We start from the raw sequence: 25,897 nt of genomic DNA, 5'->3' as shown, positions 1-25,897 counted from the left end.
ACAGACCATGTGCGGGAGATCAGCGCTGCTTGCCGAGTTCGAGCAGAACGTTGGCGGCGGCGGTGATTCCGGCGTGGAAACGGGCGAGTTCGAAATTCTCGTTCGGGCCGTGGTTGTGCTCGTCGACGTTCGCCAGCGGGACGCCGTAGCACGGCAGCCCGAGCCCGTCGGACAGCGCGGCGATCGGCAGGCTGCCGCCCATCGCGGGCACCAGCACCGCCGGACGTCCCGCGGCCGCGCTGACCGCGTCGGTGATCACCGTGGTGTAAGCCGATTCCGGCAACGTCCGGGACGCTTCCATCAGTCCGCCCGGGACGTGCAGTTCGGCGTGCGGAAGGTGTTCGGCGAGGTGCGCGCGCAACGCCTCGATGACCGTCGAAGCACGCTGGCCGCCCACGGTCCGGATGTCGCACCGGGCGACCGCGACGGCCGGGATCACCGTGCGGTGGTCTCCTTCGTCCAAACAGGACAGCGAGTTGATGCTGAACGTCGGCAGGGCGAGCCGGTCGTTGAAGCCGGCGCCGTCCGGCACGTCCATCCGGTCCAGCCCGACCTCGGCGAGCGCGGCGGGCACGTCGACCGGCAGCGCGTCCAGCGCGTCCCGTTCCGACGGGCTCAGCGGAACCATGCCGTCGGCGAACCCCTTGACCAGGATTTCGCCTTCGGGCGAGCGCATCGTCGACAGCAGCCACACCAGTTCCCAGGCCGGGTTCGGCCCGACCCCGCCCCAGTTTCCCGAGTGCAGCGCGGCGGGCGCGCCGGGCACCCGGATCTCGAACCGGACGGCGCCGCGCACCCCGAGGCTGACCGTCGGTTCGCCGCTGTCGTGCACCGGCCCGTCGCTCCACAGCACGAGATCCGCGTCCCACTCGTCGCGCAACCCGGCGAGCGCGGCCTCCAGGTTCGGGCTGCCGATCTCTTCCTCGCCGTCGAGCAAAACCGTGACGCTGCACGGAAGTTCGCCCGTCTCGGCGAGCGCGCGCAACGCGAGCAGCTGCGCGAGGTGCTGCCCCTTGTTGTCCCCCGTGCCGCGCCCGTACATCCGGCCGTCCCGGATCGTGGCCTCGAACGGCGGACTGTCCCAAGCGGACAGCGGGCCGGCCGGCTGGACGTCGTAATGGCCGTAGATCACCACGTGCGGAGCGCCCGCCGGACCTTCCGCGTGGCCCACTACCAGCGGCCAGCCGCCGGTCTCGACCTGCCGCGCGTCGAGTCCGCTGCGCCGCAGCAACCCGCACGCGAACCCGGCCGCCTCGGCCATGCCCTCGCCGGTCGCGCTCACGCTCGGAATGCCGATCCATTCGGCCAGCTCCGCCTCGTGCCGTTCCCGGTTCCGCTCCACGTACGACTCGATGCGGCGCACCCGTCCTCCAGTGATTTCACTTTCTGATATCGATACCATCGAAGCAAATCGGCTAAGCTGCTGTCAATGGACGACCGTCTCCCGCGCCAGGCGACCGCCGACGACCTGCGCGCGCTCGCCCACCCGCTGAGCTGGCGGATCCTGCGGCTGTGCCTGGACTCCGCGTGGACGAACCAGCAGCTGGCGAAGCGGCTGGACGAGTCCCCGGCCACCGTGCTGCGCCGGGTGCACGCGCTCGCCGAAGCCGGGTTCCTGGTCGCCGAACCAGCCCGCCGGAGCGACCTCGGAGCGTGGGAACGCCCCTACCGGACGACCCGGCGGACCTGGCATCTCGACCTCGACCAGGCGGGCGACCCGGCGCTGACCGCCCGCGTCGAACTGGCGACCCTCGACGCGCACCGCGCCGAGATGCTCGAAAGCGCCCCGGAGTCGATCCAGCAGACCCGCCGCGGCGTGGTGCGGCTGAGCGACGAGGCGGCGGCCGAGCTGCAGACCCGGCTGGACGCGCTGCTGGACGAGTTCGTCGCCCGCGAAGAACCGTCCGGCCGCAGGCATTCGTTCCTGTGGAGCGTGGTCGAACGCCCGGGCGAACCGGACGCGGCGACGGACTGAACGGGCGTGCTCGGGCACCAGTTCGTCCTGTCCATGCACAGCCAGGATCGACGGAGCCCGCATCCGGAACGACAACCCCGCGCTCGGCCGTCCGGCCAGGACCAGGTAGCCCGACCATGAAGTGACGCACCTCACGTCCGTTTTGCCTGATTACCGGGGCACCCCGCGCAGCCAAGCTGCGAGCACAGGCAATCCGACGTGAGGAGCTTCCATGAGCAGCGGCGAGACCTTTCCGATGGCGCGGGCGGCGGAGTGCCCCTTCGCCCCCGCTCCCGGATTGACAAGGCGGGCGCCGGTGTCGCGGGTGCGGCTGTGGGACGGCAGCGAGCCCTGGCTGATCACCCGGTACGCCGATGTCCGTGCGGTGCTGGCGGATCCGCGGGTGAGCGTCGACGTCGCGCAGCCCGGTTTCCCGCACACCAACGCGGTCAGCAAGGCGCGCGACGCGCGGATGAAGACCTTGATGCAGATGGATCCGCCGGAGCACACCGCGCAGCGGCGGATCCTGGCCCCGGAGTTCACCGTCCGGAAAATGGCGGCGCTGCGGCCGCGCGTCCAGGAGATCGTCGACGACCTCCTGGACCGGCTGCTCGCCGGACCGAACCCGGCCGACTTGGTCGAGGCGTTCGCGCTGCCGCTCCCCTCGCTGGTGATCTGCGAACTGCTCGGCGTCCCCTACGCGGATCGCGACTTCTTCCAGAACGTGGCCCGCACGCTGGTCATGGACGACCCGGACCCGGCGCGCGCGGTCGCCGCCAGCGAAGAGCTGAACGCCTACCTGGAAGACCTCGTCACCGCGAAAACCGCCGGGCCGGGGTTGCTCCGCAAGCTGACCGGCGCGCTGCCCCCGCACGAGATCGCCGTACTGGGCCAGCTTCTGCTGGTGGCGGGCCACGACACCACCGCCGCCATGATCGCGCTCGGCACCGCTGTGCTGCTGACGCATCCGGAGCAGTTCCGCGATTCGTCAGCGGATCCGACCGAGGAACTGTTGCGCTACTTGTCGATCACGCACACCGAAGCGCGCCGGGTCGCTTTGGCGGATCTGGAGATCGGCGGCCAGGTGATCCGCGCGGGCGAGGGCATCGTCGCGGTGAAGAGCACCGCCAACCGGGACCCGCTGGCCTTCCCGGAGCCCGACCGGTTCGACGCCCTCCGCCCGGCTCGGCACCACGTCGCGTTCGGCTACGGACGGCACCTCTGCCTCGGCGCGCCGCTGGCCCGGGTGGAGCTGAAGGTCGCGTACTCGGCGCTGCGGCGGATCCCCGGTCTGGCGCTCGCCGTGCCCCTGGATCGCCTGGAGTTCCGGGAGAACGCGATCTTCTACTCGGTGCGCGAACTGCCCGTCACGTGGGCGAGCACGTTGACCACCGTGCCGCCCGGGTCTTCGACGAAAAACCGCCGCACGCCCCACGATTCGTCCGTGAGCGGGTAGACGACGCGCAGCCCGCGCCGGACCGCCTCGGCGTGGGCCCGCTCGACCGCCGCCGGCTCGCCGAGGTCGATTCCCCAGCGCGGGACCGGATCGGTGCTGCCCGGCGGCAGGACGAGCACCTGCGCGGCCGGGTCGTCGCTGCTGCGGAGGCCGAGCACGGGGTGGTCCATGGCGACGTCGAGGCCGAGGACGTTGACGTAGAAGTCGCGGGTCGCGGCGTCGTCCGGACCCTCGACGTAGGCGATGATGCGCTTGATCACCCGGGCAGCGTCGCAGATCGGGCGATCCGGGGGCTTGGAGAAATGGGAGCTTACGAGAAGGCGACCCGGCGGTGCCGCCCCGGCCGCTGGACCCGCCAATGCCGTCCGCGCGAAGAACGGCCCTGGTCGCGCACCGCGGCGCGCGCCGCGAACTGCTCCGCCGTGATGCTCATCAGCACCGGATACTTGATCTCCCCGCGCAGCAGCTCCGCGTCCCGCAGCCGGGCCGCCTCCCGGAAGCCCAATTCGCCGTGCAGCGCCAGCGAGGCGAAATTGCTGCCGTTGACGCTGACCTCGCACGCGCGGTACCGGCAGCGCCCGAACATGAACGCGAGCAGCAGCGCGACCGCGTCGGCGGCGTATCCGCAGCGGCGGTGCTGCGGGCCGATCCCGATGCCGTAGCTGAACCGGCCGGAGAACGGATCGGTCTCGACCCAGACGGAGCCGACCAGCGTCCGGTTGTGCAGCGTCTCGATCGCGAAGTGGAACCCGTCCGGGGAGGCGTGGCCGCGGTGGGTCGCCCAGTGCCGGTAGCCGCCGACCTGGGGATCTCCGACGCGCGCGGACCCCCGGTCGAACCCGGTGAGGGTGCGCTGGTCGCCGGGGCGGACCTCGCGCAGCCGCACCTTCCGCCCGACCTCGTCGACCCGCCACGGGGCGACGGCTCCGGACCGGACCGGCCGAGACGCATTCGTGATCATCGGGAGTGATGGTACCGGGCGGCCGGGCGCCGCGGAGCCGGACCGCCCGGACCGGGCCGTCAGTGCAGGCAGTTTCCCTTCTCCGGAACGGGTTTGGCCGGGTCGAACTGCCCGGGCTCGGGAGTCAGCGACGGCCCGGTGAACGTCGGGTCGTGGAAGGCGGGCCCGAGCCGCTCCGCCTTCCGGTCCTCGCACGAGATGCTGGTGTAGTACGCCCAGAACTCGTCGATCCACAGACCGCGGCCGCCCGGCTCCCACGCCGTGCCGCCGCGCACGACGTAGTCGGCTTCCACCCGGACGAACGGCTCCAGGTCGGCCGGACCCTCGACGCCGCGGTTGCCGGGGTCGAAGGCGTAGGCCACCACGTAGGTGACGTGCAGGACCAGCTCGCCCGCCTCGCCCGGCCGGACCGTCATCGTCCCGGTCATCCTCGGCGGCACGGGCAGCAGATGGGTGCCGTCGGCCAGGTAGACGACGTATGCCGGAGGGTTGGCCTGGATTTCCGCCCGGGCGTCCGGAGCGAAGAGGCCGACGTAGGCGTCGGGTTGGTGTCCCTCGATGGTGTTCCGGTCGAAATGCGCGACGACGATCGCGTGTTTGACCTGCTCCTGCGCGTCGCCGACCTGCTTCGCGGAGAACGAGCCGACCTTCGCCGGCGCCGGGACGGTCAGCCCGGCGATGCCCTCGGGCCAGTTCTGCGCCGGGGTGTGGTCGAACGGCCGGGTCAGGTCGACGCTCGCGTAAGCGGGCAGGTCGGTCGGCGCGGGCGCGGTCGTGGCGTGCGCGGGCGCTGACCCCGGTTTTGCGACCTCCTCCGCCCTCGTCCCCCGCTGCCACACGTAGACCCCCGCCGCGGCCGCGACCACCGCCACCGCGGCCCCGATCACCACCCGCCTGCGCCAGCGTGCCTTCCGCCGCTCCCGGCGCAGGCCGGTCCAGGCTTCCTTCTCGGCGTGCCGCTGCCAGTCCGGATTCATCAGGTCCGGATGGTTTTCGATGTCGTGCTCGTCCACTTCCTCCGCCTCACCCCTCGCCGATCTCGCATCGAAAGATCGACAACCGGGGGCAGGCGTTACGAGCGGCCGGTCTTCGCAATCATTTCGAAATCCGGCCGGGGCTCACATCAATTTGCACGGAATGTCCGCGTTCTCGTCGAGGTGATACGAAGCGCACACGCGGTGGTAACCGTCCGCGATGACCAGGTCGTCGGCCGTCGCGAACCCGGGGTGGCCGTGCCCGCGCACGAGCAGCACCGGCGAGAGCGCCTTGCGGTGCGTCAGGTCCGCTTTCTTCAGTTGATCGACGAGTTTGGCCACGGTTTCCTCAGACGCGACGAGAGTGAGGTAGTCGAATGCGGCCGGATAATCGTGTTCGTCCGGTTCGTCTTTCCAATGCTCTTTCACGACGCCTCCCTCGGTCCGGCATTCTTGACATCATTGAGAACGCGGGAAGCGGCCCGCGTCGTTACTCCGACACTGATCAGCGCAGTCGACGCCCGCAGCGGGGTTCGCAGTCCGCGAGGGAACCTGATTCCCCTGCCGGGAACATAAGCCGGACGCCCCCAGCCTGCCGACCGTCCACAAAGGACGCCAATCTCGGCAAAATGCCCGACTTGCGCACATTTGACCCTTTCTGGCTGTCCGTGAGGGCCTCCCTGAGAGAATCTGATTCCCTCAGGGCTCCCCTCACAGACGAGCAGACCCCGACGGGAGCCGCGTCAGCTCGCGGGCCCGGGCCAACCCGCCTCAACCACACCCTGCGACGACGCCGCAAGTCCCCGGCCTGGGAATCCACGCCTGTGCCGGGCCCCTCGCCGACCGCCCGCACCCGCTAAACCCCTGGCACCAGCTTCGCCGTCCGCCGCGAGGGGAACCCGCACCGGCGCAGATTCCCTCCAAGCTCCCCTCACTGACCTCAGCCGGAACCTCGCGCAGACGGTCAGCGGCGGAGCAGCCCCCGCTCCTTCCCCGCCGCCACCGCCGCGGTCCGGGAATCCACTCCCAGTTTCGTGTAAATGTGCACCAGATGCGATTTCACCGTCGCCTGGCTCAAAAACAGCCGTTTGCTGATTTCCAGATTCGACAGTCCGTCCGCGACCAGGCCCAGCACCTCGATCTCCCGGGGCGACAACGCGGCCGCCGGGGTGCGCATGCGGTTCATCAGGCGGTGGGCGACCGCCGGGGCCAGCACGGTCTGTCCGGCGGCGGCGTTGCGCACCGCGGCGGCGAGGTCCTCCGGCGGGGCGTCCTTCAGCAGATACCCGGTCGCGCCCGCTTCGATCGCGGCCAGGATGTCGCCGTCGGTGTCGTAAGTCGTCAGGACCAGGACTTTCGGCGCGTCCGGTGCGGCGGTGATTTCCGCGGTCGCTTCGGAACCGTGCATTCCGGAGCCGAATTGCAAATCCATCAGCACCACGTCGACGCCGCCGGCCAGCCGCACGGCTTCTTCCGCGGAGGAGGCTTCGGCGATGACTTCCAGGTCCGGTTCCGTTTCCAGGACGGCGCGCAGTCCGGCGCGCACCACGGGGTGGTCGTCGGCCAGCAGGAGGCGGATCATCGCGGCTCCACCGGGAAGCTGACCGCCAGCGCGGTGCCGTGGCCGGGCGACGATTCCACGGTCCACGAGCCGCCGAGGGAGCGGGCGCGGGCGCGCATCGCGGGGAGGCCGAAGCCGCTGCCGCCGCGGACGGCTTGCGGGTCGAAGCCGGTGCCGTCGTCCACGGCGTCCAGCGTGATGCTCGTGTCCATGTAACTCAAGGTCAGTTCGGCCCGGCTCGCCGCGGCGTGCCGGACGGTGTTGGCCAGCGCCGACTGGGCGATGCGCAGCAGGGCCACCTCGTACGCGGTCGGCGCGTCGAACGGGGTGCCGCTGAGGTGAAAGTGGACAGTCAGACCGGAACGTTGCTGGGTGGTCGCGCAGAGGCGTTCCAGCGCGGCAGGCAGGGAGGCGCCTTCCAGCTCCACCGGAGCCAGGGCGTAGACGAGACGGCGAGCTTCGGTGAGGTTGTCCTGGGCGGCTTGTCTGGCCTGCGTGACGTGCGGGACTGCGGCGTCGGGGCGGTCGGGCAGGGCGCGTTCGGCGGCGCGGAGCAGCAGGTGGATGCTCGACAGGCCCTGTGCCAGGGTGTCGTGGATTTCCCTCGCCAGTCGTTCCCGTTCGGCTAGGACGCCGGCGGAGTGTTCCATCGCGGCGAGGTCGTTGCGGGTCTCGCGCAGTTCCTCGATCAAGCGCCGCCGTTGTTCGCTTTCGCGGTAGAGCGCCTGGTAGCCGAGCACGGTGGCGACCGCGACCGCAGCCCCGAGCGCGGGGCCGATGATCACGCCGACGCTGAATCCGCCTTGGTGGCGGGTGAAACCGGCGATCGCCAGCACGGTGGTCAGCGCGACGACGGCCGGGCCCCAGCGGGTCGGCAGCAGGTGCATTTGCAGGAAGTACAGCGGGAAAGCCAGCCACACGCCGTCCGGAGTGAGCCACAGCAGCACGAGCCAGGCGACGCCGAGCACGGCCAGCCAGCCCGCCGTCGCACCCGGCAGCCTGCCGACGCGGGGCAGCAGCGGGCCCGCGGTGTAGACGCCGCCCATCACCAGCGCGCCCGCCAGCACCGCGGGCGCGTGCGGGACGCCGTCGGCGAACGCGCGCGCGACAGCGAGCACCAGCAGCCCGGCCAGCAGGAGGTGCAGGCACACGCGCAGCACGCGCAACGGCCGGTCGAGGGTGTGCGGGTTCACTCAAAGCCTCCTCCCCCGATTGTCCGTGCTCCGGCCGGAATTCGCATCAATCGAAAGGTTGAGCGGCGAGTGCGCCCATCGATTCCGGGGAGGCCATCCGCGGCGCGATGTCCCCGTGCCCCGGCCGGACGAGGCTGGGAAGCGACCTCGAAAAGGAAGGGACGCACATGTTCGTCGCGTGGCGGGATCTGCGCTTCGCCAAGGGGCGGTTCGCGTTGATGGGGGCCGTCGTCGTGCTGATGACGTTGCTGGTCGGGCTGCTGTCCGGGCTCACCGCGGGGCTGGCCGCGCAGAGCACGTCCGCGATCACCGGTTTGAAGGCCGACCACCTGGTCTTCGCCGAACCGGGCAGCGGATCCCTCTCGTTTGGACAGTCCACAGTGACCCGCGAGCAAGCCGAGGAGTACGCCCGGGTTCCTGGAGTGACCAAGGTGGAACCGATCGCGATCAGCACCGCCAGTGCCGCAGTCGGCGAGCGCACCGCGACGCTGGCGGCGTTCGGAGTCCGGAACCAACGCCCAGGCACGGCCGTGTTGTCCACAGGCGCGGCTGACGCCCTGAAGGCCCGCGAAGGCGACCAGCTCACCGTGCAAGGCCGCAAAGTCACCGTGGCCGCTATCTCTGGAGACGCGTCGTACAGCCATCTCCCGGTGGTGTGGACCGAGATGACCGGTCCAAACGCGACAGTGCTCGCGGTGACCACCAACAACGCCGACCTTGCCGCGACCGACGCCCGCCTCGGCACCCGCACCGTCACGAAAGACGACGCGTTGCCCGCGATCGGTTCCTACTCGGCGGAAAACGGTTCGCTCCAGCTCATGCGCGCGTTCCTGTTCGTGATCTCCGCGCTGGTGATCGGCGCGTTCTTCACCGTGTGGACGATCCAGCGCAGCCGCGACATCGCGGTGCTGAAAGCGCTCGGCGCGACCACGAAGTACCTGCTCCGGGACGCACTCGGCCAGGTTGTTGTGCTGCTGGTCGGCGGGACCGCGCTCGGGACCGGGCTCGCCGCCGCGCTCGGAGCGGTCGCGTCGGGGACGGTGCCGTTCGTGCTCAGCGCGGGCACGCTGCTCGGGCCGGCCGCGGTGCTGGTGGTCCTCGGCGTGCTCGGCGCCGCGCTGGCGGTCCGCCGCATCACCTCCGTCGACCCGCTGACCGCCCTCACCTCCGGAGCGCACTGATGAGCCTGCACCTGTCCGGCATCACCCTCACCTACCCCGACGGCGATTCCCGCCTCACCGCGCTCGACCGGGTCGACCTCCACGTGCCCGCCGGCAGCGTCGCCGCGGTGGTCGGGCCGTCCGGCTCCGGCAAGTCGAGCCTGCTGGCCGTCGCGGCGACGCTCATCCGGCCCGACCACGGACGCGTGACCGTCGGCGGCGTCGACACCACCGGCCTGGACCGGGCGGCGCTGGCGGACCTGCGCCGCACGACGATCGGGATCGTGTTCCAGCAACCGAATCTGCTCGCGTCGCTGACCGCGATGGAACAACTGGAAGTCATGGCGCACCTGAGCGGAACTCCGCGCCGCGAGGCGGCGAAACGCGCGCGGGACCTGCTCGACGCCGTTGGGCTCGCCGACCGGGCGGCACATCGGCCGGGCCGGTTGTCGGGCGGACAGCAGCAGCGGGTGAACATCGCGCGCGCCTTGATGAACGAGCCCGCCGTGCTGCTGGTCGACGAGCCGACGAGCGCGCTCGACCAGGACCGCGGCGCGGCGGTGATCGATCTGCTCACTACGATCACGCATCAACAGGCGACGGCAACCGTACTGGTCACCCACGACCGCTCCCACCTCGAAGGGGTCGACTCGGTGCACGAGGTCGTCGACGGACGGATCCACCAGCCGGCCCCGGCCGGCGCCGAGGAGAACCGATGACGAAGAAGATCTACTGGGCCGCCGCGATCTACACGATCCTCGGCCTGCTCGCCGGGCTGTACTACCGCGAACTCACCAAGGCCCGCGATTTCACCGGCGAGACCCAGCTGTCCATTCTGCACACTCACCTGCTCGCGCTCGGGACGCTGGTGTTCCTGATCGTGCTGGTGCTGGAGAAGGTGTTCACGCTGTCCGCGACGAGGTCGTTCGCGCCGTTCTTCTGGATCTACCACGCCGGGATGCTGATCACGGTCGGCGGAATGGTCGTGCACGGCACGCTCACCGTGCTGGGCAAGGAATCCGGCGCGGCGATCGCCGGAATCGCCGGGCTGGGGCACATCCTGCTGACTGTCGCGTTCGTACTGTTGTTCGTCGGCCTGCACGGGCGCATCGGGAAGCCCACCGCCACGAAAGCCTGACGTGCCGTGAAGGGAACCCTGAGGGAATCAGATTCCCTCAGGGTTCCCCTCACGGACTTTACCGGCGGCGGAAGGTGACGGCGGCCAGGCCGGCACCGGCGAGGGCGATCACCGCGGAGCCGACAAACGCGAGCGAGTAGCTGTTCGTCAGCGAAACCGGGTCGGTGCTCGCGGAGGCGGCCAGCGCGGTCATCACGGCCAGTCCCAGCGCCGAACCCACCTGGTAGCCGGTGTTCACGATCCCCGACGCGAGCCCGCCTTCCTCCGGCCGGGCCGCCGAAATCGCCGTGCTGAGCGACGGGATGAACGCCAGCGACATCCCCAGCGCCGCGATGAGAGACGCGGGCAGGACGTCCACCCAGAAGCTGCCGTCCGCGCGCACCAGCGCGAGCCAGCCCAGCCCGGCCGCCAGCAACAACAACCCGGCGACGATCGGCGGCTTCGGCCCGAACCGGCCGATCACTCGCGGGGCCAGCGCGATCATCCCGAGCATGATCAGCGCGGTCATCGGCAGCAGCGCGGCACCCGCCGGGAAGGCGCGGAAGCCGAGCACCTGCTGCAGGTACAGGTTCAGGAAGAACCACATCGGGATCCAGGCGGCGCCGAGGAACACCTGCGCCAGGTTCGCCGCGCCGAGCCGCGGTGCCCGGAAAATCGACAGCCGCATCAGCGGGGTGCGCGCTTTCGCTTGCCGGACAACGAAAACCCCGAGCAGCACGAGACCTGCGCCGACCGCGAGCAAGGTGGCCGTCCAGCCCGCTTCCGGGGCGCGGACGATCCCGTACACCAGCGTTCCCAAGCCGAGCGTGACGGTCAGCGCACCGAAAACGTCAACGGTGCCACGGGTTCCGGTCGCTCCCCCGGGCAGCAGGGCGCGGGTGGCGACGAGCGCGAGCACCGCGATGGGCACGTTGAGGTAGAACACCCACGGCCACGACAGGTACTCCGTGATCACTCCGCCCAGGAACACCCCCGCGGTGCCGCCGGCCGGAGCCGCCGCGCCGTACAGGGCAAGGGCTTTGGTCAGTTCCTTCGGGTTGCCGCCGAAGAGCATCATCAGCAGCGTCAGCGCAGAGGGCGCGATGAGCGCGGCACCCGCTCCCTGCACGATCCGTCCGGCGAGTTCGACCGGCACGTTCCCGGCGGCGCCGGCGAGCACCGAACCGGCCAGGAGGATCGCCCAGCCGGCGGCGAAAAGCTTTCTGGCGCCGAACAAATCCGATAGCCGACCGCCGAGCAGCAGCAGGCCCCCGAAGGCGATCACGTAGGCGTTGAAGACCCAGGACAGCGTGCTGGGCGTGAATCCGAGCGCGTCGCGCATGCGCGGCAGTGCGACGCCGATGATCGAGGTGTCCATGATGACCATGAACTGGGCCAGTGCGAGCAGCCCGAGCGCCCACCAGCGGAGCGTGTTCGGCCGGGTTTCTTGTGCGGTAGTCATTTTCTCTTTCCCTTCAAGGTGAACGACAGCACGCCATGGAGCTGCTCAGGCCGCGTCGAGGACGAAGGCGGCGGTACGCACGACGCCTTCGGCTTGGAAGTCCAGGTACAGCAGGTAACGGCCGGTCGTCGGGGCCTCGGCGTGGAACCGGATTTCCCCTGGCTTTCCGTCGTCGAGCGCGTGGATGTGCAGGTAGGCGAGGTCGCCCTGGCGCAGCGCGACCAGGTGGCCGAACGAACCCAGATACGGCTCCAGGTCGGTGACCGGTTGTCCGTCGCGGGTCACGCGGGCGGTCAGCATCGTTCCGGCGCCCGCGGCGAGCGTGCCGTCGAGGGTCACCTCGTAGCCGTCCACCACGTCCTTCGCGACAGGTTCCGCGGCCTGCGGCTGGTAGTCGCCGGCGACCTCGACCGTCCGCGACAGCGTCACGCTCTCGCCGCCCGCCGGGGTCAGGTCGGTGAAGACCCGGTAGGTGCCCGCCGCGTCCCAGGTCCACGGGATCGTCCAGACGCCGGTCTCCGGGTCGAGCACCGGATGACGGTGCCGGAAGTGCGCGCCGTCGTTGCGGACCACGATCAGGTGCAACTGTTTCCCGTGCGCCTCCTCGTATTTCGTTACCGGGTGCCCGTCGGCTGCGGCGACGGTGAACGACAGTTCGCCGTCCTCCCCCGCCCGGGCCGGGGCGTGCACTGTGCCGAGCTGGACCTCGCCGGTCGAAAGTGCGGTGCCGTTCATCGGTCTCTCCTTCGTTCGGTGGCGACGCGCTGAACTTTATACCCCCTAGGGGTATATGGAAGTGTGTGCTGGGTCTCTTTCCGGGCGGCGGCGGCCCTTGTCTCGGCCCGCGGCCGGGGTTACGCTTCGTCAACGGCGGTGCGCCCGCACCGCCCGTTCCGTTCGCTCTCGAGGAGGTGCGCGATGCTGCTGACTTCCGGCCAGCTCGCCGACCTCCGTCAGCGCACGCGCCAGTCCGCTTGGAACAAGGGGCGCGTCGCGCACGGCTGGCCAACGCGGCCCTGAGCGGTCTCCCCGCTCGGTCGCGCTGTCCCCACTTGCGGTCAGGCCCTCGCCTGACCTCTCCCCACGGTCCCCTGACCCGCACCGATGCGGTGCGCCGGCGGTCGTGGACCCAGCCGAGCACAGACGAGAGGAACTCCGATGGTCGACCCCGAGGTCACCGTCAACGGGAAACGCACCGCGATCGGCGCCGTTCCCGTGCACACCACGGCACTGGACTGGCTGCGCGGACAAGGCCTGACCAGCTGCAAGGAGGGCTGCGCCGAAGGCGAATGCGGTGCGTGCGCGATCCTGGTCGCCCGGCCCGGCGTCGAATCCTCGACGGACCTGGTCGCGATCAACGCCTGCCTCGCCCCGGTCGGTTCGCTGGACGGGCAGGAGGTGTGGACCGCCGAGGGCCTCGGGTCCACTGAGGACTTGCACCCGGTGCAGCACGAAATGGCCGTGCGCGGCGGATCCCAGTGCGGGTACTGCACTCCCGGCTTCGTCTGCAGCATGGCCGCCGAGTACTATCGCGGCGACCGCGCCGCGGACGGCGACGACCACGCGCCGAACGGCTTCGACATCCACGCACTGAGCGGGAACCTGTGCCGCTGCACCGGATACCGGCCGATCCGCGACGCCGCGCACGCGCTCGGCGCTCCCCCGGCCGAGGATCCGCTGGCACAGCGGCGAAGCTGCCGCGCACCGGAACCCGTTGCGACGCAACTGCACGACGAGGGACGCGACTACCTTCGTCCGGCCAGCTGGACCGAAGCACTGCAGCTGCGCCGCGACCGTCCTAACGCGACCTTCGTGGCCGGATCGACGGACTGGGGCGTCGAAGTGAACATCCGCGGCGTCCGCGCGGACTGTGTCGTCGCCATCGATCGCGTGCCGGAACTGCAGGTGCTGGACGTCGGCGCGGACGTGCTCGAAATCGGAGCCGGGCTGAGCCTCACCGAAATGGACCGCCGCCTCGACGGCCGGGTGCCGCTGCTGAGCCAGCTGATCCCGCAGTTCGCGTCCCGGCTGATCCGGAACACCGCCACGCTCGGCGGAAATCTCGGCACCGGCTCGCCGATCGGCGACTCCGCGCCGGTGCTACTCGCCCTTGGCGCGAGCGTCGTTCTGTCCGCTGTAGACGGTGAGCGCGAAGTACCGCTCGCCAAGTACTTCACCGGCTATCGACAAAGCGTCCGGCGCGATGACGAGCTGATCCGGTCCGTGCGGATTCCCTTGCCGCTGGCCGGAACCACCGCGTTCCACAAGGTCGCCAAACGGCGGTTCGACGACATTTCCAGCGTCGCCGTCGCGTTCGCGCTCGACATCGAAGACGGTCTCGTGCGCACCGCGCGGATCGGGCTCGGCGGGGTCGCCGCGACACCGATTCGTGCGCACAACACCGAAGCGGCGCTGATCGGACAGCCCTGGAGCGAGGAAACCGTCCGCGCCGCAGCGGAAATCCTGCGCGGCGAGGGCACGCCGATGGACGACCACCGCGCGAGCGCCGCCTATCGCGCCGCGACGCTGGGCCGCAGCCTGCTGAAACTGCACGCCGACTCTCTTGAGGGAGCACGAGCATGAGCGCACTTTCGGAACGCCCGGAAAGCCCGTCCATCGGGATCGCCCGGCCGCACGAGGCCGCCGCCGCGCACGTCCGGGGCACCGCGCTGTACACCGACGACCTCGTCGCCCGCACCAAGGACGTCCTGCACGCATACCCCGTGCAGGTACCCGAGGCACACGCGAAGGTGCTCGCGATCCGCACCGAAGCCGCTGAGGCCGTACCGGGCGTGGTCCGCGTCCTCACCGCGGCGGATGTCCCCGGGGTCAACGATTCCGGCGTGCACCACGACGAACCGCTGTTCCCGTCGGAGGTCATGTTCTTCGGCCACGCGGTGTGCTGGGTGCTCGGCGAGACGCTGGAGGCGGCGCGGCTGGGCGCGGCGGCCGTCGAGGTGGACACCGAAGCGCTGCCGTCGCTGGTGACGGTCGGCGAGGCGATCGCCGCGGGCAGCTTCCAGGGCGAGCCGCGAGTGGTGGCGCGCGGCGACGTCGATCCGGCGATGGCCAGCTCGGCCCACGTGTTCCGCGGCGAGTTCGACTTCGCCGGCCAGGAGCACTTCTACCTGGAAACGCAGTGCGCGCTGGCACACGTGGACGAATCCGACCAGGTTTTCGTGCAGAGCAGCACGCAGCATCCGTCGGAAACGCAAGACATCGTGGCGCACGTGCTGGGCAAGCACAGCCACGAGGTCACCGTGCAGAGCCTGCGGATGGGCGGCGGCTTCGGCGGCAAGGAATGGCAGCCGCACGGGTACGCCGCGGTCGCCGCGCTGGGCGCGACGCTCACCGGACGTCCGGTGCGGCTGCGGCTCACCCGCACCCAGGACATGACGATGACCGGCAAACGGCACGGTTTCCACGCCGAATGGAGCGTCGGCTTCGACGCCGACGGCAAGCTGCAGGCGCTGGACGTCGTGCTGACCGCGGACGGCGGCTGGAGCCTCGACCTGTCCGAACCGGTGCTCGCCCGCGCGCTGTGTCACGTCGACAACGCGTACTGGATCCCGCATGTCCGGGCGCTGGGGCGGATCGCGAAGACGAACAAGACGTCGCAGACCGCGTTCCGCGGCTTCGGCGGGCCGCAGGGCATGCTGGTGATCGAAGACATTCTCGGCCGCTGCGCGCCGCTGCTCGGCGTCGATCCGGCCGAGCTGCGGCGGCGCAACTTCTACTCCGAAGGCCAGGAAACGCCGTACGGGATGCCGGTGCGGCACCCAGAACGCATCCACCGGATCTGGCAGCAGCTGCTGGACTCGGGCGACGCCGAGCGCAGGCAGGCCGAGATCGCGGCGTACAACGCGAAGCACGCGCACTCCAAGCGCGGCCTCGCGATCACACCGGTGAAGTTCGGGATTTCCTTCAACCTCACCGCGTTCAACCAGGCCGGCGCGCTGGTGCACGTGTACAAGGACGGCTCGGTGCTGATCAACCACGGCGGCACCGAGATGGGCCAGGGCCTGCACACGAAGATGCTGCAGGTGGCCGCGACCGCGCTCGGCGTGCCGCCGGAGAAGGTGCGGCTGGCCCCGACCCGGACGGACAAGGTGCCCAACACGTCGGCCACCGCGGCGAGTTCGGGCGCGGACCTCAACGGCGGCGCGGTCAAGAACGCGTGCGAGCAGATCCGCGACCGGCTGCTCGCCGTCGCGGCGGGCAAGCTCGGCGTGCCGGAAAGCGACGTCCGGATCGTCCGCGGGGCCGCGCGCACCCCGTCCGGAGAGGAGATCGGCTGGGACGAACTCGTGCACGCGGCGTACTTCGAGCGGGTGCACCTGTCGGCCGCCGGGTACTACCGGACCGAAGGCCTGAGCTGGGATTCCGCGACGATGAGCGGCACCCCGTTCAAGTATTTCGCCTACGGCGCGGCGCTGGCCGAGGTCGAGGTGGACGACTTCACCGGCGCGTACCGGACGCGGCGGGTCGACATCGTGCACGACGTCGGCGACAGCCTGTCCCCGCTGATCGACATCGGCCAGATCGAGGGCGGGTTCGTACAGGGCATGGGCTGGCTGACGCTGGAAGACCTGCGCTGGGACGAGTCCGACCGGCCCTCGCGCGGGCGGCTCGCGACTCAGGCGGCGAGCACGTACAAGCTGCCGAGCCTGTCGGAGATGCCCGAGGTCTTCAACGTCACGCTGCTGACCGATGCCGCCGAGGAAGGCGCGGTCTACGGGTCGAAGGCAGTCGGCGAGCCGCCGTTGATGCTGGCCTTCGCGGTGCGAGAGGCGTTGCGGCAAGCGGTCGCGGCGTTCGGCGAGCCCGGGCACAGCGTCGACCTCGCTTCCCCGGCCACGCCGGAGGCCGTGTTCTGGGCGATCGAGCGCGTCGTCACCGCTGCCCCGGCAGTCGAGGCGGCGGTACCGGATCTGGTGGGCCAGCCATGAACTGGCTCAGCGCGGTGCAGCACCTCCGGGACGCGGGGCTGCCGGGCGTGCTCGTCACGGTGACGTCCTCGCGCGGGCACACCCCGCGCGAGGGCGGCGCGAAAATGGTGGTCGGCGCTTCGGAAACCCACGGCACGATCGGCGGCGGCAATGCGGAGGCGGTCGCGATCGAGCGGGCCCGGGAACTGTTGCGGGACAACGCGACCGCGCCCGAACTTCAGACGCTTTCGCTGTCCGACAAGGCTCCTTACCAGCACGGCGTGCAATGCTGCGGCGGGACGATGACGCTGTTGTTCGAGCCGCTGCCGGTGCGTCCGGCGGTGGCGGTCTTCGGCGTCGGGCACGTCGGGCTGGAGCTGGCGCGGGTGCTCGCCCGGCACGAGGTCTCGCTGCACCTGATCGACAGCCGTCCGGCGCAGCTGACCGCGGAACGGCTGGCCGTGCTCGACGACGCCGTGGCGAGCGTGCACGTCCACCAGGTCCCGCTGCTGCCGGAAACGGTGCTGTCGCAGCTGCCCGCGGGCACGCACGTGCTGATCATGACGCACGACCACGCCGAGGACATCGCGCTGTGCGACGCGGCGCTGCGCAGCGGCACGTGCGGGTCGATCGGGCTGATCGGGTCCGCCGGGAAGTGGTCGCGGTTCCGGAAACGGCTGACCGGCCTCGGCCACGACGAGGCGGCCCTGGCCCGGATCACCACCCCGATCGGGCTGCCGGACCTGACCGGGAAGGAACCGGCGGTGATCGCGGTGAGCGTGGCGGCGGCCTTGCTGCAGAGGTTCCAGGCATCCGGGGTAAATCGCTTGCCTGCCCCCGGGAGCGCGGCTGGGATACGGTGAACACACCGTCAGCTACTGGGGGACCCCTGCCATGGAAATCCGGCACGACAACGAGTACGACCTCTTTTTCAGCACCGTCCAAGCCGCCTTCGGCCGGTACTGGCCCGAATCGGCGGGCAGCGGCATCCTCGGCGCTTACGAGCGCGAACGGAGCCTGGTCGCCTTCACTCCGGACGGGCGGCCGATCGGCACCGCCGGCGCGCACTCCTTCGACCTCACGCTGCCGGGCGACGTAGTCGTCCCCGCCGCGGGCATCACCGCCGTCGGCGTCCTGCCCACGCACCGGCGGCAAGGCGTGCTCCGGGCGATGATGCAGGAACAGCTCGCCGACATCCGCGCCCGTGGGGAGTTCGTGTCCACGCTGCTCGCCAGCGAAGCGGTGATCTACCGGCGATTCGGCTACGGACCGGCGACCTACACGGAACAGCTGACCGTCGAACGGCACCGCACCGCCTTCGCCGCGCCGCGCTGGGCCGCCCACGAAACCGGCACCGTCGAGCTCCTGCGCCGCGCCGACTGCGCCGACCTGCTGGAAGAGATCTACGACCGCTACCGCCGGACGCAACCCGGCGCGCTCTCCCGGCCGCACCGCTGGTGGTCGCTGGGCGCCGGACACTCGCCGACCAGCCCGGAGCCGCGCTACCTCGCCGTGCACCGGGACGCCGACGGCGTCGCGAACGGCTACGCGAGCTACCTGGTCACCGACGCCACCCTGACCGTCGACGAACTCGTCGCGACCGACGACGCCGCGTTCACCGCGATCGCCCGGTTCCTGCTGGAGCACGACCTGGTCAAGCAGATCAGGTTCCAGCACCTCCCGCCGGGAAACCCGCTGCGCTGGCAGCTGGCGGACCTCCGCGCGGCCCAGCCGGTCGAAACGGACTGGCTCTGGGTGCGGCTGCTGGACATCCCGCGCGCGCTGACCGCCCGCGGCTGGTTCGCCGACGGTTCGCTGGTGCTCGACGTGACGGACCCGTTCCTGGAGGAGCACGGCCGGTACCAGCTGACGGTGCGGGACGGGAAGGCCGAGTGCGTGCGGACCGACCTGGAGCCGGACCTGTCGCTGGACGTGAGCGATCTGGCGTCGGTGTACCTGGGCGGGACGCTGCCGAGCGTGCTGGTGCGGGCCGGGCATGTCCGGGCGCACCACGGGGAAGCGGCTTCCCGGGCGGACGCGCTGTTCCGGTCGGACCGCATCCCGCACTGCGTGCAGTGGTTCTAAGCCAGCACCTCAGCCGCCAGCCGGCGGGCGTACTCGGCGTCCAGGCCGTCCGGGCGGAACAGGATCCGGTACATGATCGGCGCCACCACCCGGTCCATCACCGCTTCCGGCTCCGGTGCCGCCTCGCCCCGGGCAACCGCCCTGGCCAGGACCACTTCCACCTGGTCAGCGGCGTACGCCGAGCACTGGCCCGCGTTGCTCCCGTCCGGATCGCCGAGCAGCGCGTCCCGGATGTAGGCCCGTCCGGCCGGCGAGGACATCTCGTCCAGGAACAGCTCGGTCCACGCCGCCAGGTCCGCCGCCAGCGAGCCGTGGTCCTCCGGCGGCGCTTCCGGGCGCAGCCGTTCCACCGCGACGTCCGACAGGAGTTCCTGCAGGTCTCCCCAGCGCCGGTAGATCGTCGACGGCGTGACGCCCGCGCGCGCCGCGACCTGGGGCACGGTCAGCGCGTCCCGGCCCGATTCGGCGACCAGATCGCGGACCGCGGCGTGCACCGATTCCTGGACTCGCGCGCTGCGCCCGCCGGGCCGCACCATCCGCTTCTGGCTCACCGGGCCACTGTAAGCCGCGCCCGTTCCAGTGCGTGTCCGGTCCGCAGCAGCACCGCCTCTTCGTGCGGCCGGGCGAGCAGCTGCAGGCCGATCGGCATCCCTTGCGGATCGTCCCCGATCGGGAGCGTTAGCGCTGGTACCCCGGTGATATTCGCCGGGGCCGACAGCCGGACGTACGCGTCCGAGACCGCTTCGACGGTGCCGTCCGGCCAGGTGACCGTCTCCTGTCCGGCTGGCACGGCGGTCATCGGGACAGTCGGCGCGGCGAGCACGTCGATCCGCTCGAACAGCCGCGCCCACTCCTGCCGCATGAGGGTGCGGGCTCGTTGGGCGCGCAGGTAGTCCCCCGCGCTCATCAGCTCGCCGGCTTCGAGAAGGACGCGGACGTCCGCCGCGTACTGGTCGGGCACGGTGCGCAGGCTTCGCTCGTGGTACGCCGTGGCCTCGGGGACCATCAGGCCCCAATGCGTCGCCTGGAGGTAGCGGGTCATCGGGATCTCGACGTCGACCACCTCGGCACCGAGCGCGGCCAGCTGGTCGATGGCTTCGCGCACCGCGGCTTCCACCGCCGGGTCGATGTGGTCGAAGTAGTAGTTGACCGGCACACCGACGCGCAATCCGGTCAGGTCCCGGCCAATCCACGGGGTCGGTCCACTAAGGACGGACAGCACGAGCGCGGCGTCCTCGACGGTGCGGGTGATCGGGCCGACGTGGTCCAGCGACCAGGACAGCGAGGTCACGCCGTCGCGCGGGATGAGGCCGTAGGTCGGTTTCAGGCCGACGACCCCGTTCAGCGCGGCGGGCACCCGGATCGAGCCGCCGGTGTCGGTGCCGAGCGCGAACGTCGCCGCGCCCGCCGCGACCGCCACCGCGGAACCGCCGCTGGATCCGCCGGCGACGCGGGACGGGTCGCGGGCGTTGTGCGTTTGCGGGGTGGTGAGCCCGTAGGCGAATTCGTGCGTGTGGGTCTTGCCGAGGAGCACCGCGCCAGCGGCCTTGAGCTGGGCGGCGACGGTGCTGTCGTTCTCCGCGCGATGGCCGGCGCGGACCCGGGAGCTGGCGGACGTCGCGGTTCCGGCGACGTCGATCAGGTCCTTCAAGCCCATCGGGATGCCGTGCAACGGGCCGCGGATCGGCCCGAGTCCCGCCGCCTCGGCGCGGGCCCGCTCCGGGTCCACCGTGACGTAGGCGTGCAGCCGGGGTTCCACCTCGTCGATGCGGGTCAGGACGTCCTCGACCAGGTCGACCGGCGACACCCGCCGGTCCCGGATCGCGGCGGAGGCTTCGGCGAGGCTGAGGTCAGCGAGCGACATGACGCTCCTCCGGACGGTAGGTGGAAGCCGGTGGGGTGTCGCCGAAATCCAGGTCGCGCAGGACGGTCACCACGGAGTGGATGTGGTTGGCGACGGCGGCCACGCCGATATGCCGGGCCGCCTCGAGAGGCAGTCCGGCGCGGGCGGCCAGGCGGGCGGCCTCGTCGGGGGCGAGTTCGGACACGAGGACTCCTAAACGCTAAGTGTTTGCGTTAAGCGACAGTAGCCCGTAGTGTCGCTTAACGCAAACATGTTGCGTTAAGGAGGACCTGTGACCTGGACCATCGGCGACCTCACCGTGCACCGAATCGACGAGATCGAATTCCCCGCCGACACCGGCTCGTGGCTGCTGCCCGCCGCGCCGGCCGGGATTCGCCTGCACAGCCACAGTTTCGCGTTCGAGAAGGACGGGATGAAGATCCTCGTGGACACCGGCGTCGGCAACGGGAAGACCCGCGCCAACCCGGTGTGGCACGGCCTCGAAACCGGCTACCTGGACGCGCTGACCGCCGCCGGGTTCGCGCCGGACGACGTGGATCTGGTGCTGCTCACCCACCTGCACACCGACCACGTCGGCTGGAACACCCGCGAGCAGGACGGCGAATGGGCGCCGACGTTCCCCTCCGCCCGCTATGTCACCGCCCGGGCCGAACGGGAGTTCTGGGCCGGGTACGCGATGGACGAACCGCGGCGGCAGATGTTCGAGGATTCCGTGCTGCCGGTGGAACGCGCGGGACTCCTGGACCTGGTCGACGTGCCCGCCGACGGGGTGGAGATCGTGTCCGGCGTCCGGTTGCGGCCCACGCCCGGCCACACCCCGGGGCACGTCTCGATCGAACTGGCCAGCTCCGGCGAAACCGCGCTCATCACCGGGGACGCGGTGCATCATCCGGTGCAGTTCGCGCATCCGGAGATCGGCGCTTCGGTGGACATCGACCCAGCGGAGTCCGAAAAGACCCGCCGCCGCCTCCTGGCCGAACTGGCCGACTCGGAGACTCTCGTACTAGGCACGCACTTCGCCCCACCCACCGGCGGCCGCCTGGTGTCACACGGCTCCGGCTACCGGTTCGTGGAAGGTCCGTGAAGGGAACCCTGGGGGAATCAGAGTCCCTCAGGGTTCCCCTCACGGACGTCAGGCGAGGTGACCGGGCAGGCCCGCGACGGCCTCGCTGATCGCCGCGTCGAAGGCGTCCGCCAGCGAGTCCGGCGAGATTTCCGTGCTGTACACGACGATCGACCGGCCTGGGTCGATCTCCAGGACGTCCACGGTGCCCAGATGCTCGGTGATCGGGAGATCGCCGCCGGTCACCCGGTACTGCAGCCGCCGCCGGGCCGGGTCGTGCGTGACGACGGCTTCCTCCAGCGCCGAGCCGTCGCCCAGGACCACGGTGCGCTGCCGCGTGTCGCCGGTGGAGGACTTCATCGACGGGAACCAGCCGGCGACGGCCGCGGCATCGCCGACCACCTGCCAGACCGCGTCGGCGGGAGCGTCGATCAGGACGTGCGAACGAAGGCTGGCCATCAGCTGTCCGCGAAGAGCTTGCCCGCGCGGGCCCAGTTCGCGGTGTCGACGTCGGTGAACACGATGCCGACCGATTCCGGGGCGCACTTCCCGATCCGGCAGATCTCGCGGGTCAGTACCTCGGCCAGCTCGCGTTTCTGCTCGACGGTGCGGCCGGGGAACCAGTCGATCTGAACGTGCGGCATGAAAACTCCTTGTCAGCTAAGGGACTCAGCGGCGAGCTGAGTGCGGGTGCGGTAGTCGCGGCGGAGGGACAGGGCCTCGTCCAGATCGACCGCGACGAACCGGGTCTTGGTGTTCGGCGCGGACTGCGCCACCAGGTCCAAGTCTCCACTGAGGACAGTGCCGACCATCATGTACCCGCCGCCGGACACCGCGTCGCGGTGCAGGATGATCGGTTCGACGCCACCGGGAACCTGGATCGAACCGATCGGATAAGGCGCGTCCACGATGTTCGACGGGTCCTGTCCGGCCCCGAACGGCGGTGTGCGCGGTTTGGTCTCCAATTGCCCGCCCTGGTACCGGAATCCGACACGATCGGCGACCGGGGTGAGCGTCCATTCCGTGTCCAGGAAGGTCGCGCGGCCCGCGTCGGTGAGCACGTGGTCGTAAAGCCCCATCACGACCCGGACTTCGATTTCCTTCGACAACGCCGGGCGCAAGGATTCCGGCAGCGAACACCCGGGGACACCAGCGCCGGTGCCGATGGGAATAACGTCTCCGGCGACCAACGGAGCACCGCTGATCCCGCCGAGCTTGCCCAGTCCGTAAGTGGATCGGCTGCCCAGCACCAACGGCACATCGATGCCGCCGCTCACCGCGATATACGCGCGAGCGCCGCGTTTGCAGAACCCGAAGGTGAGGACGTCGCCCGCATTAACCGCGAACGCTTCCCACAACGGCCGTTCTTCGCCGTTCACCTTCGGCGGCAACTCGGCGCCGGTGATCGCGATGACGGTGTCCTCGGTGAAATGCAGCTCCGGTCCCATATAGACACACTCAAGCGCGGCTTCGCCGGGATCGTTGCCCACCAGGCGGTTCGCGACCGAGTACGAGTACTGGTCGAGCGCGCCCGAGGGCGGGATGCCGACGTCGTAATAGCCGTTGCGGCCGGCGTCCTGGATCGTCGTGGCCAGTCCGGGCTGGCGGACCTCAATCGGCACGGAGCACCTCCATCAGTCCCGCGGTGAAGCCGTCCGGGTCGTCGAGGTACTCGCGCAGCCCGAAGTCGACCGGGCGCGAACGGATCCGGAACGTCCCGGCCTCGACCTCCTTGACGTGGTCGTCGTAGGCGTCCCGGTCGATCGGCTTGAACCGCACGATGTCGCCGGGCCGGAAGAACACCATGAAATCGCCGAAGTCCGGAAGCTCCTGGCCAGGGTCGTAAATCGGCGCGGGTGTGATGCCGAACATCTGGTACCCGCCTGCCCCGCGAACCGAGTAAATACAGCTGAAGCAGCCGCCGTACCCCACTGTCTGCTTAGGAGTGTCCGTGCGCGGCCGCAGGTATTTCGGCACGACGATCTGCCGTTCCCGGGGCACCATCTGGTACATGAACGGCAGCCCGGCGACGAATCCCACCATCGAGACGAACCACGGCGCGCCGCTGTGGGCCGCGATGAATTCCTCCGGCCCGGCGTATCCGTTGATCCGCGCGGCGTATTCGATGTCGGTCGCGTCCGGATCCTGATGCCGGTCGCGGAACCGCATCAGCGTCTCGGTGGTCCAGGGATCCTGGTACAGCACCGGAATCTCGACCACGCGAGTGGCGAGGCTGAAATCCGCCGCGTCGCCGACCTTCTCCTCGATGTCGCGCAACTGCGCCATCAAAGCGCGCGGTTCGATGACGTCCGGGTTGTACCGGACCTGATAGGACGCGTTCGCCGGGCAGATCTCCACGACGCCCTCGGGCCGGTTCTCGCGCAGCGACGTGGTGATCGCCATCGCGCGGAAATTGGCCTGCAGGCTCATTTCCTCGGCCAGCTCGACGAAAATGTGCTCGTCTCCGCCCCAGCTGTACCGGGCGGGGGTCGCGCCGCTCATGCGCCCGCCTCCGCTCGCCGGATCAGCCATTCTTCGAGCGTCCCGGTGGTGAACGCGCCGTCGGCGAACCATTGCTGCCCGAGGAGTTCGACGAGCAGCGTCGTGGTGGTGGGAACGCCTTCGACGACCAATTCGGACAGTGCCCGCTTCGCCCGGCGCAACGCGGTCGGCCGGTCGTCGCCCCACACGATCACCTTGGCCACCAAGGAATCGTAGAACGGCGGGACCTGGCTCCCCGGCGCGAGCCACGTGTCGGTACGGACCCACGGCCCGCCCGGCAGCCGCACGTCGCCGATCTTTCCGGGCCCGGGAAGGAAATTCCGCTCCGGATCCTCGGCGCACACCCGGAATTCGACGGCGTGGCCGCGTTTGGTCACGTCCGACTGCTGGAACCGCAACGGTTCCCCGGCCGCGATCCGCAATTGCTCGGCCACCAGGTCGATGCCGGTGATCAATTCGGTGACCGGGTGCTCGACCTGGATCCGGGTGTTCATCTCGATGAAGAAGAACTCGCCGGAGTCGTCGTCCACCAGGAACTCGCAGGTGCCCGCGCTGCGGTAGCCGACCTCCTTGCACAGCCGCACCGCCGCGGCCGTCATCTCGGCCCGGATCCGCTCGTCGATGCCCGGCGACGGCGCCTCCTCGACCACCTTCTGCCGCCGCCGCTGCAGCGAACACTCGCGCTCGAAGACGTGCACCGTTTCGGAACCGTCGCCGAGCACCTGCACCTCGACGTGCCGCGCGGCTCGCACGAACCGCTCCAGGTACATCCGCCCGTCGCCGAACGCGCTCGCCGCCTCGCCGGAAGCCTGCGGGAACGCGACCTTCAGCTCGGCTTCATCCGCGACCACCCGGATCCCGCGGCCGCCGCCGCCCGCCGCGGCCTTGAGCATGATCGGATACCCGATCTCGCCCGCCGCGGTGACCGCTTCGGCCACATCGGACACTCCGCCGGGCGTCCCGGGCACCGTCGGCACCCCGGCCGCCTGCGCGACCTGCCGTGCCCGGACCTTGTCGCCCATCTGCTCGATGACCGACGCCTCCGGGCCGACGAACGTCAGCCCCGCGTCCGCCACCGCGGCCGCGAACGATGCGCGCTCGGACAGGAAGCCGTACCCCGGATGCACCGCGTCCGCCCCGGATTCCTTCGCCGCGGCGAGAATCGCGTCCGCCACCAGATAGCTCTTCGTCGCCGGGGCCGGGCCGATCGGGACGACCTGGTCGGCGAGCAGCGCGTGCGCGGCGCTGCGGTCGGCCTCGCTGACGACCGCGACCGTCTCGATCCCGAGATCGTTGGCCGCGCGGATGATCCGGACCGCGATCTCGCCGCGATTGGCGATCAGCACCCGTTTCATGCGTCCACCTCGAGCACTACCAGCGGCTGGCCCGCGTCGACGACCGCCTCGGCGTCGGCGGCGAACTCCACCACGGTCCCGGCCGCGCCCGCAGGCACCGGGTAGAAGGACTTCATCACCTCGACCAGCCCGACCGTGTCCTCCGCGCCGACCTGCTGGCCGGGCTTCACGAAATCCGGGCTGTCCGGATCGGGCTTGCGGTAGAAGACCCCGGGAATGGGCGAAACCACTTCGAGACGGGACATCAGCGTCACCTCGCACT

28 protein-coding genes are annotated in these 25,897 nt (G+C 70.3%); 10 read left to right on the top strand and 18 right to left on the bottom strand.

Annotation, left to right across the window (positions count from 1 at the left end; genetic code table 11):
- Positions 1-19: 19 nt before the first annotated feature.
- Entirely contained in the window at positions 20-1,363 is a 1,344-nt protein-coding gene (locus ACFSVL_RS43130) for a M20/M25/M40 family metallo-hydrolase (protein ID WP_378313405.1), read from the bottom strand.
- 66 nt (positions 1,364-1,429) lie between these two features.
- Here ACFSVL_RS43130 and ACFSVL_RS43125 point away from each other — a divergent pair, with 66 nt between their 5' ends.
- The gene (locus ACFSVL_RS43125) at positions 1,430-1,975 is read left to right on the top strand and encodes a helix-turn-helix domain-containing protein (protein ID WP_378313403.1); all 546 of its coding nucleotides are present in this window, start codon (positions 1,430-1,432) and stop codon (positions 1,973-1,975) included.
- Positions 1,976-2,186: 211 nt separating this feature from the next.
- A complete protein-coding gene (locus ACFSVL_RS43120; protein ID WP_378313401.1) occupies positions 2,187-3,410 on the top strand; it encodes a cytochrome P450 in 1,224 nt (407 codons plus the stop codon).
- Here the strand turns inward: ACFSVL_RS43120 and ACFSVL_RS43115 are convergent.
- The 6 genes from ACFSVL_RS43115 to ACFSVL_RS43090 form a co-directional block, all read right to left on the bottom strand.
- Positions 3,299-3,670, bottom strand: coding sequence for a VOC family protein (locus ACFSVL_RS43115; protein WP_378313399.1), 372 nt, complete (start codon positions 3,668-3,670; stop codon positions 3,299-3,301). The genes ACFSVL_RS43120 and ACFSVL_RS43115 overlap by 112 nt on opposite strands.
- 50 nt (positions 3,671-3,720) lie before the next feature.
- Positions 3,721-4,296 (bottom strand): GNAT family N-acetyltransferase, encoded by a 576-nt coding sequence (locus ACFSVL_RS43110; protein WP_378313580.1) that lies wholly within the window; start codon positions 4,294-4,296, stop codon positions 3,721-3,723.
- A 134-nt stretch (positions 4,297-4,430) separates the two neighbouring features.
- Entirely contained in the window at positions 4,431-5,384 is a 954-nt protein-coding gene (locus tag ACFSVL_RS43105) for a hypothetical protein (protein WP_378313397.1), read from the bottom strand.
- A 105-nt stretch (positions 5,385-5,489) separates the two neighbouring features.
- Positions 5,490-5,774, bottom strand: coding sequence for a hypothetical protein (locus ACFSVL_RS43100; RefSeq protein ID WP_378313395.1), 285 nt, complete (start codon positions 5,772-5,774; stop codon positions 5,490-5,492).
- Positions 5,775-6,309: 535 nt separating this feature from the next.
- Entirely contained in the window at positions 6,310-6,927 is a 618-nt protein-coding gene (locus ACFSVL_RS43095) for a response regulator (RefSeq protein WP_378313393.1), read from the bottom strand.
- Positions 6,924-8,099, bottom strand: a complete 1,176-nt coding sequence (locus ACFSVL_RS43090; protein WP_378313391.1) for a sensor histidine kinase — start codon at positions 8,097-8,099, stop codon at positions 6,924-6,926. The genes ACFSVL_RS43095 and ACFSVL_RS43090 overlap by 4 nt, the downstream gene beginning before the upstream one ends.
- A gap of 167 nt (positions 8,100-8,266) precedes the next feature.
- Between ACFSVL_RS43090 and ACFSVL_RS43085 the strand changes: the two genes are divergently transcribed.
- From ACFSVL_RS43085 to ACFSVL_RS43075, 3 genes are read left to right on the top strand one after another with little or no spacing between them, the layout of a single operon-like run.
- On the top strand, positions 8,267-9,280 hold the full coding sequence (locus tag ACFSVL_RS43085) for an ABC transporter permease (RefSeq protein WP_378313389.1): 1,014 nt from the start codon (positions 8,267-8,269) through the stop codon (positions 9,278-9,280).
- Positions 9,280-9,978: an ABC transporter ATP-binding protein gene (locus tag ACFSVL_RS43080; RefSeq protein WP_378313387.1), complete on the top strand. Its 699-nt coding sequence runs from the start codon at positions 9,280-9,282 to the stop codon at positions 9,976-9,978. The genes ACFSVL_RS43085 and ACFSVL_RS43080 overlap by 1 nt, the downstream gene beginning before the upstream one ends.
- Positions 9,975-10,397, top strand: coding sequence for a DUF2871 domain-containing protein (locus ACFSVL_RS43075; RefSeq protein ID WP_378313385.1), 423 nt, complete (start codon positions 9,975-9,977; stop codon positions 10,395-10,397). Before ACFSVL_RS43080 ends, ACFSVL_RS43075 begins: the two co-directional genes overlap by 4 nt.
- Positions 10,398-10,455: 58 nt before the next feature.
- Here the strand turns inward: ACFSVL_RS43075 and ACFSVL_RS43070 are convergent, their stop codons facing one another.
- Positions 10,456-11,838: an MFS transporter gene (locus ACFSVL_RS43070; RefSeq protein WP_378313383.1), complete on the bottom strand. Its 1,383-nt coding sequence runs from the start codon at positions 11,836-11,838 to the stop codon at positions 10,456-10,458.
- A 45-nt stretch (positions 11,839-11,883) separates the two neighbouring features.
- A complete protein-coding gene (locus ACFSVL_RS43065) occupies positions 11,884-12,573 on the bottom strand; it encodes a hypothetical protein (protein WP_378313381.1) in 690 nt (229 codons plus the stop codon).
- A gap of 423 nt (positions 12,574-12,996) precedes the next feature.
- Here ACFSVL_RS43065 and ACFSVL_RS43060 point away from each other — a divergent pair, with 423 nt between their 5' ends.
- Genes ACFSVL_RS43060 through ACFSVL_RS43045 form a run of 4 tightly spaced genes read left to right on the top strand, consistent with a single transcriptional unit; the run spans position 12,997 to position 18,851 of the window.
- Positions 12,997-14,421, top strand: a complete 1,425-nt coding sequence (locus ACFSVL_RS43060; RefSeq protein ID WP_378313379.1) for a xanthine dehydrogenase small subunit — start codon at positions 12,997-12,999, stop codon at positions 14,419-14,421.
- Positions 14,418-16,787 (top strand): xanthine dehydrogenase molybdopterin binding subunit, encoded by a 2,370-nt coding sequence (gene xdhB / locus ACFSVL_RS43055; protein ID WP_378313377.1) that lies wholly within the window; start codon positions 14,418-14,420, stop codon positions 16,785-16,787. The genes ACFSVL_RS43060 and xdhB overlap by 4 nt, the downstream gene beginning before the upstream one ends.
- Positions 16,784-17,629: a xanthine dehydrogenase accessory protein XdhC gene (gene xdhC, locus ACFSVL_RS43050; protein WP_378313376.1), complete on the top strand. Its 846-nt coding sequence runs from the start codon at positions 16,784-16,786 to the stop codon at positions 17,627-17,629. Before xdhB ends, xdhC begins: the two co-directional genes overlap by 4 nt.
- Positions 17,630-17,660: 31 nt before the next feature.
- Positions 17,661-18,851 carry a GNAT family N-acetyltransferase gene (locus ACFSVL_RS43045; RefSeq protein ID WP_378313374.1) on the top strand — a complete coding sequence of 397 codons (1,191 nt, stop codon included), beginning with the start codon at positions 17,661-17,663 and terminating at the stop codon, positions 18,849-18,851.
- Here the strand turns inward: ACFSVL_RS43045 and ACFSVL_RS43040 are convergent.
- Genes ACFSVL_RS43040 through ACFSVL_RS43030 form a run of 3 tightly spaced genes read right to left on the bottom strand, consistent with a single transcriptional unit; the run spans position 18,848 to position 20,899 of the window.
- On the bottom strand, positions 18,848-19,402 hold the full coding sequence (locus ACFSVL_RS43040) for a TetR/AcrR family transcriptional regulator (protein ID WP_378313372.1): 555 nt from the start codon (positions 19,400-19,402) through the stop codon (positions 18,848-18,850). The two genes, ACFSVL_RS43045 and ACFSVL_RS43040, sit on opposite strands and share 4 nt — an antisense overlap.
- Entirely contained in the window at positions 19,399-20,715 is a 1,317-nt protein-coding gene (locus ACFSVL_RS43035; RefSeq protein ID WP_378313370.1) for an amidase, read from the bottom strand. The genes ACFSVL_RS43040 and ACFSVL_RS43035 overlap by 4 nt, the downstream gene beginning before the upstream one ends.
- Positions 20,702-20,899 carry a hypothetical protein gene (locus ACFSVL_RS43030; protein WP_378313368.1) on the bottom strand — a complete coding sequence of 66 codons (198 nt, stop codon included), beginning with the start codon at positions 20,897-20,899 and terminating at the stop codon, positions 20,702-20,704. Before ACFSVL_RS43030 ends, ACFSVL_RS43035 begins: the two co-directional genes overlap by 14 nt.
- 87 nt (positions 20,900-20,986) lie before the next feature.
- On the opposite strand from ACFSVL_RS43030, the gene ACFSVL_RS43025 reads away from it, so the two are divergent.
- A complete protein-coding gene (locus ACFSVL_RS43025) occupies positions 20,987-21,799 on the top strand; it encodes an MBL fold metallo-hydrolase (RefSeq protein WP_378313367.1) in 813 nt (270 codons plus the stop codon).
- Positions 21,800-21,847: 48 nt separating this feature from the next.
- Here the strand turns inward: ACFSVL_RS43025 and ACFSVL_RS43020 are convergent, their stop codons facing one another.
- The 6 genes from ACFSVL_RS43020 to ACFSVL_RS42995 are packed head-to-tail and all read right to left on the bottom strand — an operon-like array spanning position 21,848 to position 25,880.
- Positions 21,848-22,237, bottom strand: coding sequence for an SRPBCC family protein (locus ACFSVL_RS43020; protein ID WP_378313365.1), 390 nt, complete (start codon positions 22,235-22,237; stop codon positions 21,848-21,850).
- Positions 22,237-22,422, bottom strand: a complete 186-nt coding sequence (locus ACFSVL_RS43015) for a tautomerase family protein (protein WP_378313363.1) — start codon at positions 22,420-22,422, stop codon at positions 22,237-22,239. Before ACFSVL_RS43015 ends, ACFSVL_RS43020 begins: the two co-directional genes overlap by 1 nt.
- Before the next feature lie 12 nt (positions 22,423-22,434).
- Positions 22,435-23,400 carry a 5-oxoprolinase subunit C family protein gene (locus ACFSVL_RS43010; protein ID WP_378313361.1) on the bottom strand — a complete coding sequence of 322 codons (966 nt, stop codon included), beginning with the start codon at positions 23,398-23,400 and terminating at the stop codon, positions 22,435-22,437.
- A complete protein-coding gene (locus ACFSVL_RS43005; protein ID WP_378313360.1) occupies positions 23,390-24,280 on the bottom strand; it encodes a 5-oxoprolinase subunit B family protein in 891 nt (296 codons plus the stop codon). The genes ACFSVL_RS43010 and ACFSVL_RS43005 overlap by 11 nt, the downstream gene beginning before the upstream one ends.
- Positions 24,277-25,635, bottom strand: coding sequence for an acetyl-CoA carboxylase biotin carboxylase subunit (locus tag ACFSVL_RS43000; protein ID WP_378313358.1), 1,359 nt, complete (start codon positions 25,633-25,635; stop codon positions 24,277-24,279). The genes ACFSVL_RS43005 and ACFSVL_RS43000 overlap by 4 nt, the downstream gene beginning before the upstream one ends.
- Positions 25,632-25,880, bottom strand: a complete 249-nt coding sequence (locus tag ACFSVL_RS42995) for an acetyl-CoA carboxylase (protein ID WP_378313356.1) — start codon at positions 25,878-25,880, stop codon at positions 25,632-25,634. Before ACFSVL_RS42995 ends, ACFSVL_RS43000 begins: the two co-directional genes overlap by 4 nt.
- Positions 25,881-25,897: the final 17 nt, after the last annotated feature.

The organism is Amycolatopsis silviterrae (assembly GCF_042684085.1).
Classification (GTDB): domain Bacteria; phylum Actinomycetota; class Actinomycetes; order Mycobacteriales; family Pseudonocardiaceae; genus Amycolatopsis; species Amycolatopsis silviterrae.
Note: the sequence above shows the minus strand (reverse complement) of the source record. Positions and strands in the feature narration are given on the sequence as shown.

Bases quoted from the DNA above. Each gene is read 5' to 3' on its own strand.
- ACFSVL_RS43005 (WP_378313360.1), bottom strand. From the start codon at position 24,280: ATGAGCGGCGCGACCCCCGCCCGGTACAGCTGGGGCGGAGACGAGCAC.
- xdhB (WP_378313377.1), top strand. From the start codon at position 14,418: ATGAGCGCACTTTCGGAACGCCCGGAAAGCCCGTCCATCGGGATCGCC.
- ACFSVL_RS43045 (WP_378313374.1), top strand. From the start codon at position 17,661: ATGGAAATCCGGCACGACAACGAGTACGACCTCTTTTTCAGCACCGTC.
- ACFSVL_RS43015 (WP_378313363.1), bottom strand. From the start codon at position 22,422: ATGCCGCACGTTCAGATCGACTGGTTCCCCGGCCGCACCGTCGAGCAG.
- ACFSVL_RS43125 (WP_378313403.1), top strand. From the start codon at position 1,430: ATGGACGACCGTCTCCCGCGCCAGGCGACCGCCGACGACCTGCGCGCG.
- ACFSVL_RS42995 (WP_378313356.1), bottom strand. From the start codon at position 25,880: ATGTCCCGTCTCGAAGTGGTTTCGCCCATTCCCGGGGTCTTCTACCGC.
- ACFSVL_RS43000 (WP_378313358.1), bottom strand. From the start codon at position 25,635: ATGAAACGGGTGCTGATCGCCAATCGCGGCGAGATCGCGGTCCGGATC.
- ACFSVL_RS43060 (WP_378313379.1), top strand. From the start codon at position 12,997: ATGGTCGACCCCGAGGTCACCGTCAACGGGAAACGCACCGCGATCGGC.
- ACFSVL_RS43065 (WP_378313381.1), bottom strand. From the start codon at position 12,573: ATGAACGGCACCGCACTTTCGACCGGCGAGGTCCAGCTCGGCACAGTG.
- ACFSVL_RS43095 (WP_378313393.1), bottom strand. From the start codon at position 6,927: ATGATCCGCCTCCTGCTGGCCGACGACCACCCCGTGGTGCGCGCCGGA.
- ACFSVL_RS43070 (WP_378313383.1), bottom strand. From the start codon at position 11,838: ATGACTACCGCACAAGAAACCCGGCCGAACACGCTCCGCTGGTGGGCG.
- ACFSVL_RS43120 (WP_378313401.1), top strand. From the start codon at position 2,187: ATGAGCAGCGGCGAGACCTTTCCGATGGCGCGGGCGGCGGAGTGCCCC.
- xdhC (WP_378313376.1), top strand. From the start codon at position 16,784: ATGAACTGGCTCAGCGCGGTGCAGCACCTCCGGGACGCGGGGCTGCCG.
- ACFSVL_RS43085 (WP_378313389.1), top strand. From the start codon at position 8,267: ATGTTCGTCGCGTGGCGGGATCTGCGCTTCGCCAAGGGGCGGTTCGCG.
- ACFSVL_RS43080 (WP_378313387.1), top strand. From the start codon at position 9,280: ATGAGCCTGCACCTGTCCGGCATCACCCTCACCTACCCCGACGGCGAT.
- ACFSVL_RS43035 (WP_378313370.1), bottom strand. From the start codon at position 20,715: ATGTCGCTCGCTGACCTCAGCCTCGCCGAAGCCTCCGCCGCGATCCGG.
- ACFSVL_RS43020 (WP_378313365.1), bottom strand. From the start codon at position 22,237: ATGGCCAGCCTTCGTTCGCACGTCCTGATCGACGCTCCCGCCGACGCG.
- ACFSVL_RS43075 (WP_378313385.1), top strand. From the start codon at position 9,975: ATGACGAAGAAGATCTACTGGGCCGCCGCGATCTACACGATCCTCGGC.